The 7,341-nt window shown below is 46.2% G+C and carries 4 protein-coding genes; 3 read left to right on the forward strand and 1 reads right to left on the reverse strand.

Translation table 11 applies throughout. The features are described from left to right. Positions 1–9: 9 nt before the first annotated feature. The 3 genes from cphA (at position 10) to IQ224_RS23755 (ending at position 5,521) form a co-directional block, all read left to right on the forward strand. Entirely contained in the window at positions 10–2,643 is a 2,634-nt protein-coding gene (cphA, locus tag IQ224_RS02270; RefSeq protein WP_002746167.1) for a cyanophycin synthetase, read from the forward strand. A gap of 31 nt (positions 2,644–2,674) precedes the next feature. Continuing rightward, positions 2,675–4,105 (forward strand): site-specific DNA-methyltransferase, encoded by a 1,431-nt coding sequence (locus IQ224_RS02275; RefSeq protein WP_370583118.1) that lies wholly within the window; start codon positions 2,675–2,677, stop codon positions 4,103–4,105. 174 nt (positions 4,106–4,279) lie between these two features. Beyond that, positions 4,280–5,521 carry a restriction endonuclease gene (locus IQ224_RS23755; protein WP_228036055.1) on the forward strand — a complete coding sequence of 414 codons (1,242 nt, stop codon included), beginning with the start codon at positions 4,280–4,282 and terminating at the stop codon, positions 5,519–5,521. A gap of 30 nt (positions 5,522–5,551) precedes the next feature. Here the strand turns inward: IQ224_RS23755 and IQ224_RS02285 are convergent, their stop codons facing one another. Next, positions 5,552–7,240 (reverse strand): SulP family inorganic anion transporter, encoded by a 1,689-nt coding sequence (locus tag IQ224_RS02285; protein ID WP_194032468.1) that lies wholly within the window; start codon positions 7,238–7,240, stop codon positions 5,552–5,554. Between the last annotated feature and the right edge of the window lie 101 nt (positions 7,241–7,341).

The raw sequence follows: 7,341 nt of genomic DNA on the forward strand, positions 1-7,341 counted from the left end.
ACCAGCATCATGAAAATTCTCAGAACCCAAACCCTGCGCGGTCCCAACTACTGGAGTATTCGTCGCGACAAGCTCATTGTTATGCGTCTGGATCTCGAAGATCTCGCAGAGAAGCCATCGAATGAAATCCCCGGCTTTTACGAGGGATTAATCGACGTTCTCCCCAGTTTAGTCGAACATTACTGCTCCCCCGGTTATCGCGGCGGTTTCTTTGAACGAGTCCGCACTGGCACTTATATGGGCCACATCATTGAACATATCGCCCTAGAATTGCAGGAATTGGCAGGAACTCCCGTCGGGTTTGGTCGCACTAGAAGCACCTCCACCCCTGGAGTCTATAACGTGGTATTTGAGTACGTTGACGAGCAAGCGGGACGTTATGCGGGTCGAGCTGCCGTGCGTTTGTGTCAATCGATTGTCGATACGGGAACCTATCCTAAGCAAGAATTAGCCCAAGATTTAGCCGATTTACGCGATTTATGCAATAATGCCTCCCTCGGTCCGAGTACAGAAACCATCGTCAAAGAAGCACAAGCTAGAAATATCCCCTGGTTACTCCTGAGCGCTCGTGCCATGGTGCAATTGGGCTATGGCGTTCACCAAAAGCGCATTCAAGCCACTTTAAGCAGTTTTTCGGGGATTTTAGCCGTTGAGTTGGCCTGTGACAAGGAAGGCACAAAAACTATCCTCAAGGATGGTGGGATTCCAGTCCCCCGGGGTACGGTGATTCAATACTTGGATGAGTTGTCAGCGGCAATCGAGGAAGTGGGAGGGTTTCCCATCGTGATTAAACCCCTCGATGGCAACCACGGCCGGGGCATCAGCATCGATGTTAAAACTCAACAGGAAGCAGAGGAAGCTTATGATCTAGCCAGTGCCGCCTCGAAAACCCGCAGCGTGATCGTAGAAAGGTATTATAAAGGCAGTGATCACCGAATTTTAGTCATAAATGGTAAAGTCGCCGCCGTGGCCGAACGGATTCCCGCTCACGTCGTCGGTGATGGGCGCTCAACTGTAGAAGAATTAATCGAAATTACTAATCAAGATCCCAACCGTGGTGACGGTCATGCCAACGTTTTAACTAAAATAACTATTGACAAAACCTCCCTTAATGTGCTAGAGAAACAGGGCCATGAATTAACCAGCATTTTAGCCCACGGAGAGATCGCCTATCTGCGGGCCACGGCTAATTTAAGCACCGGCGGCATCGCCGTGGATCGTACCGACGAAATTCACCCCGAAAACGTCTGGATCGCCCAAAGAGTGGCAAAATTAATCGGTTTAGACATTGCCGGGATCGATGTGGTCACAGAGGATATCCGCAAACCCCTGCGAGAAGTGGACGGGGTAATCGTAGAAGTCAACGCCGCCCCCGGTTTTCGGATGCACGTCGCCCCCAGTCGCGGTTTACCCCGCAATATCGCCGCTCCAGTTATCGATATGTTATTCCCCCCCGGGACTCCCAGTCGCGTGCCAATTCTGGCCATTACGGGAACTAACGGCAAAACCACCACTAGCCGCTTAATTTCTCATATTTGCCGGCAAACAGGGAAAGTAGTTGGATTTACCACGACGGACGGCGTATATATCGATGATTATCTGGTAGAAAAGGGCGATAATACCGGTCCCTACAGCGCCAGTATGATTTTGAAGGATCCCACAGTGGAGATTGCCGTATTAGAAACGGCCCGGGGTGGTATCCTGCGATCGGGTTTAGCCTTTAATCAGTGCGATGTGGGGGTGGTGTTAAATGTGGCCGCCGACCATTTAGGTATCGGTGATATCGACACCATCGAACAAATGGCGAAGGTAAAAAGCGTTGTGGCCGAGGTGGTTAGCGCCGAGGGTTACGCGGTTTTAAATGCCGATGACCCCTTGACCGCTAGTATGGCCGAAAAAGTCAAGGGAAGAGTGGCTTATTTTTCCATGAGTCCCGATAACCCGATTATTCACGACCATATCCGTCGCGGTGGCATGGCCGCCATCTATGAGAATGGCTATCTGTCGATTCTAGAGGGAGAATGGACGCTGAGAATCGAGGAAGCAGTCAATATTCCCGTGACTATGCAGGGAATGGCTCCTTTTATGATTGCTAACGCCCTGGCCGCCTGTTTAGCCACTTTTGTGCAGGGTATCGATATCGAGTTAATTCGCCAAGGGGTGCGGACTTTTAAACCTTCCGTCGCCCAAACCCCCGGCAGGATGAACCTGTTTGACTTGGGACACCATCACGCTTTAATCGATTATGCCCATAATCCCGCCGGATACGAAGCCGTCGGCGGTTTTGTCGGCAATTGGTCCGGGGAAAAAGTCGGCGTGGTCGGCGGACCGGGCGATCGACGCGATGATGATTTAATTTTATTAGGGAAATTATCGGCCCAAATGTTCGATCGAATTATTGTTAAGGAAGATAACGATACTCGCGGTCGCCGCCGGGGGGAAGTGGCCGATTTAATTCTCCGGGGAATTAGCCAAGAAAATGCCAGTTTGCGTCCGGAAGTTATTCTCGATGAAACGGAAGCTTTAGAGAAGGCTTTAAGTACGGTTTCTGAGGGTGGTTTAGTGGTAATTTTCCCGGAAAGTGTCACCCAGGCGATCGATTTGATCGAGAAACATCGACCCCTGACCGATAATCAGGGTTAGAAGTTAGGAAAAATAGCTAGAAAATAAAGTAGTGCCAATTGTTACTGAGTACGATGGTTTAATCAAAATCAGCCGAAATCCCTATTATGAGACTCGGCTTGGTTCCGCTTATTTGGGTAATAGCCTGACACTGATGGGAGAGTTGCCGGATGAGAGTGTCGATTTGATTTGTACTTCCCCACCCTTTGCCTTAGTAAGAAAAAAAGAGTATGGCAATGTGGACGCTGATGATTACGTTGAATGGTTTAAGATATTTGCTGGTGAATTTTATCGTATTCTCAAGCCCAAAGGCTCCCTAGTTATAGATATTGGTGGTAGTTGGCTTAAAGGTTTTCCCGTGCGTTCTCTGTATCATTTCGAGTTAGTTATAGAACTTTGTAAACCGAGATTAGAAGGTGGACTAGGTTTTTTTCTCGCCCAAGAACTTTTTTGGTATAATCCAGCCAAACTTCCTACCCCGGCAGAATGGGTGACAGTCAGGAGGGAACGAGTTAAGGATGCTGTCAATACCGTTTGGTGGTTATCGAAGGAGCCGCACCCGAAAGCAAATAACAAGAGAGTTTTACGCCCTTATAGCGAGGCAATGAAAAACCTGATTAAAAATGGCTATGAGGCAAAACTGCGTCCGTCAGGACATGATATTTCTACTAAATTTCAGAATGACCGAGGAGGAGCTATTCCCCCAAATATTATTACTGATTCTATTCAGGAAAGAGGCGCGTCTATAGGTAGTCCAGTCCTGGGAGAGTTCAACTGGATTTTAGAGAATGATTTAGGGCAGCCAGTAAATGTTATATCTGCTTCTAACACGGCATCTAATGATTACTATCAAAGAAGATGTAAGGAAGAAGGGGTGAAACCCCATCCTGCTAGATTTCCGCAAGCTTTACCCGAATTTGTTATTAGTCTCTGTACTGAGCCTGGTGATTTAGTTCTCGATCCTTTTGCTGGTTCAAACATGACAGGACGAGTAGCTGAAACCCTTGATCGTCGTTGGTTAGCGTTTGAATTAAATGAAGATTATTTGATAGCGTCGCAGTTTCGATTTGAACAAGATGCTCCTTTAGTCGTAGCTCCTATAAAAGATAGAAAAACTCTGAAAGCACGAGCCTTAGAACTGGCTAAGGATTGTTCTGACAAAAGCTTGACAATGGATACTCAAAAACCTTTCGTTCAGTTAGATTTGTTTCCTGCCAGCGATAATAGTATGACAGACAAAAAAATCATCAGATTTACCTACGGCGACCAGTTTTCTCCTAAGCAATTTCAAGTATCTGAATTAGTACAACTTTGTTCTGATTGTCTTCCCGATCGTCGGGTGCTTCAGGATGAGATTGCTAAACGTTATTATGCCGCTCATTCCAGCCAAAATGCTCTCCAGAAAGGAGAGAATCATGGCAAACTTGCCATGAATACATTTCTGGCTCTTCGTTACTTGTTATGGTTCGATAGGGGGGCATAAATCAACAAAATCTTTATCTGGTAAGGGATTTAATTGATTAGTTCGCTTTAGATAAAAAACAATTGACAAAAATCGCCCAATGTCTTTCTCTATAAGGGTTCCATCCCTTATAACTCCCGTCTATTGCATAAGACAAACCGAAGAACCACATTTCTTTCCCTTCGTGCTTATAAGTTGGTTGAATCAATTGATGGTGATGATTGGCAGTATCGACTCACGGATATCGCTAATGAAATATTAGACAATCAACAAGATACTGAGACAGTTTTCACAATTTTTGCTCGCCATATTCTTGTTAACCTAACTGGAATGTCCCTAATAAAAGCGATAGAAGCGATTAATAGCAGGGGAGATAAACCCCAGCTAGAAATCATCGCTTACGAACTTCAAGAAATGGGGTATTCACTCTCGACCAATTGTACTTATGTTAGTACCATGAGACAATGGTTACAAGAAGCTAAAGTCCTAGAGAAAAGTTATGAGATTAACTGGGATCGAGTCTATGATCTATTGGAACTGGATCAAGACTATATTGACGAGCTTTATACTCTTAGTTCCGAACAAAAATATTTTTTACTGGCTATGCTTCAGATGGCAATTACTGAGCTAACCGAGTGGAATAAAATTACCAGATACGCCACCAGTGTTTATAAAATACGATTCCCCTCGAAATCTTTTGTTCAGGATATTATTCAACCTTTAGTAAAAGTCGGCTTAATTGCAACTGAGAAAACCACTGGTGGACGAGGAGCGAAACCTAATCTTGTTAAGCTGACCGAAAAATCACAGATGGAACTGTTATCTAGATTATTACAATCTATATCCGATATTACAGAAATCTCCCAAACCGAGCTAAATCGAAGTTTTGAAGATGTTGTTAATGACCTAGATAATCCCGACAAACATATTAAAGGTAAAGCTCTTGAACTGCTGGCGATTTGGATGATTCGTCTAACCAGTCTTAGATTCACAAAATGGCGGAAAAGAGACTATGAAACTGGACAGGGTGAAGTAGATGTTCTGGCAGCATCAGATCGCTTTGTTTATCATCGTTGGCAAATTCAGTGTAAAAATACAAAGCGAGTAGATGTAGAAGTATTAGCCAAAGAAGTTGGTATGACCTTCGTAACAGGGTCTGACGTAGTTATGATTGTGACTACTGGTGAATTTACTAGAGACGCTTTTCAGTATGCTTATCGAATGATGGAAGTATCGAGATACTATATGGTGTTGATACAAAAAGAAGACATTGATGCAATTAAACAAGATAGAACCAATATTATCAAAATTCTTGATCGTCGTGCCAGGCGCGTGTTCGCCAAGAAAGAGTTGGGCTTAACTGATGATACAATTGATGAGATAGAAATTGAAGATAATTCACTGGCAGAGTCATTGGAAGTCTCTGGAGAGGAATAAAATTCTAGAAAATATTTAGCTTGTCATCAGTCAACGATTTTTAAAAGCTTCGATCGCCGTCGGTAAAGTATAGTAAATTCTCTCCTCGCTAATCCTATCTAACAAGCGAGAACGTTGCAATTGTAAGTACAGATCGTGTTTAACCCTAGCGAGGGCAAAAACTATACCCTGTCTTGATAATTCTGCCGCTAATTCCTCAAGAATCTCCACGGCTGTACTATCCAATTCCCCAAGGGCCTCCGTATTCAAGACAAACCATTCTACCGGTTTTGTCTCCCGGGCAATGGCACTGAGAGCGCGACGTTTAAAGTCGGCCGCATTAGCAAAAAATAAGGGGGCATCGTAACGATAGATAACTAACCCTGGTATTGTTTGCGCTTCTGGCCAATCCTGGAGTGCGTGTAAACCCATCACCCCCGGAACCGTACCCAAGACGGCATCATCAGGCCGGGTAATGCGGGCCAATAAATCGATAACCGAGAGACCGATGGCGATGGCAACCCCGCTTAAAATCCCCGTGGTTAGCACCCCCACCATGGTCAGGACAGCGAGATTAAACTCACTATTGCGAAAGCTTTTTAGTCGTTTAGCGCCGGCGATATCCAGCAGTTTACAGGCTGCATAAATCACCAGCGCACCCAAGGCAGCCTTGGGAAAGAGTGCCAGTACTGGACCGAGCAGGAAAATGACCGCCACCACCACCACTGCCACCACTAGGGAGTAAAGTTGACTTTTACTGCCCACGGAATCGCCCACTGCGGTGCGACTGGCGCTGCTGCTGATGGGAAATCCCTGACAAAAACCCGCCGCCAGATTCCCCAGTCCCAGGGCTAAAAATTCTTGATTGGCATCGATTTCTTGGTTATGACGTGCGGCGAAGGCTCTGGCGGTCAAGACGTTATCGGAATAGCCGACGAGGGCAATGCCGACGGCTGCAGTTCCTAGGGGTAGTAATTGGGAAAAATCTAGGGTTGGTAAGCCAAAATTGGGCAAAGTATTGCTAATTTTACCCACTACTGCCACCCCCTCTTGATCGAGATGGAGGGTGGCGACGGCGAGGGTTCCCAGTAAAACCGCCAGCAAGGGACCCGGTGCTTTGGGAAAATATTTCTGGATGACAAATAGAAATAGTAGCAGTAGTAGAGCGAGGCTAAGGGTTGGCCAGTGCCATTGGTTTATTCCCCAGAAAAAAGCGAAAATTTCTTTAAAAACCGTATTTTCACGGATTGACAAACCACTAATTTTACCCAGTTGTCCCGCAATCATGATCACTGCCACTCCCGCCATATAACCGATTAGGATCGGTTTGGAGAGTAAATTAGCTAAAAATCCCAAGCGGGCGATATAACCAACTAAACAGATTAAACCGACCATTAGGGCTAAAAAAGCCGCTAAACTGCCGTAATTTTCCCCTTGAAGGCTCACCAGAGGTGCGATCGCTGCCGCCGTCATCACTGCCGTGGTCGATTCTGGTCCGAGGGATAGTTGCGATGAGGAGCCGAAAAGGGCGTAAACTAGGGCCGCCGGCACGAGAGTCCACAATCCCACCACGGGATCGACCCCGGCCAGGTCGCCGTAGGCCATACACTGGGGAATAGCGTAGGCTGCCACGGTGACACCGGCGAGTAGATCTCGGCCCAGCCACTGCCATTGATAGGAGCGCAGGTCTTTTGGCCCGGGTAAATCAGGAAAATCGACTCGTCGGGAGTTTTTACTCATATTTTCTCTGTCAACGGCGACGTAAACCTAATTTTAACGGAAGAATTAGCTAGGGTCTGCTGAAAAAGTTTTTTGGTGGGGGCAGGGTGTGGGGTGTGGGG

The sequence above is a fragment of the Microcystis sp. LEGE 00066 genome (genome assembly GCF_015207925.1).
In the GTDB taxonomy this organism is placed as follows: Bacteria; Cyanobacteriota; Cyanobacteriia; order Cyanobacteriales; family Microcystaceae; genus Microcystis; species Microcystis ichthyoblabe_A.

Bases quoted from the DNA above. Each gene is read 5' to 3' on its own strand.
- IQ224_RS02285 (WP_194032468.1), bottom strand. From the start codon at position 7,240: ATGAGTAAAAACTCCCGACGAGTCGATTTTCCTGATTTACCCGGGCCA.
- cphA (WP_002746167.1), top strand. From the start codon at position 10: ATGAAAATTCTCAGAACCCAAACCCTGCGCGGTCCCAACTACTGGAGT.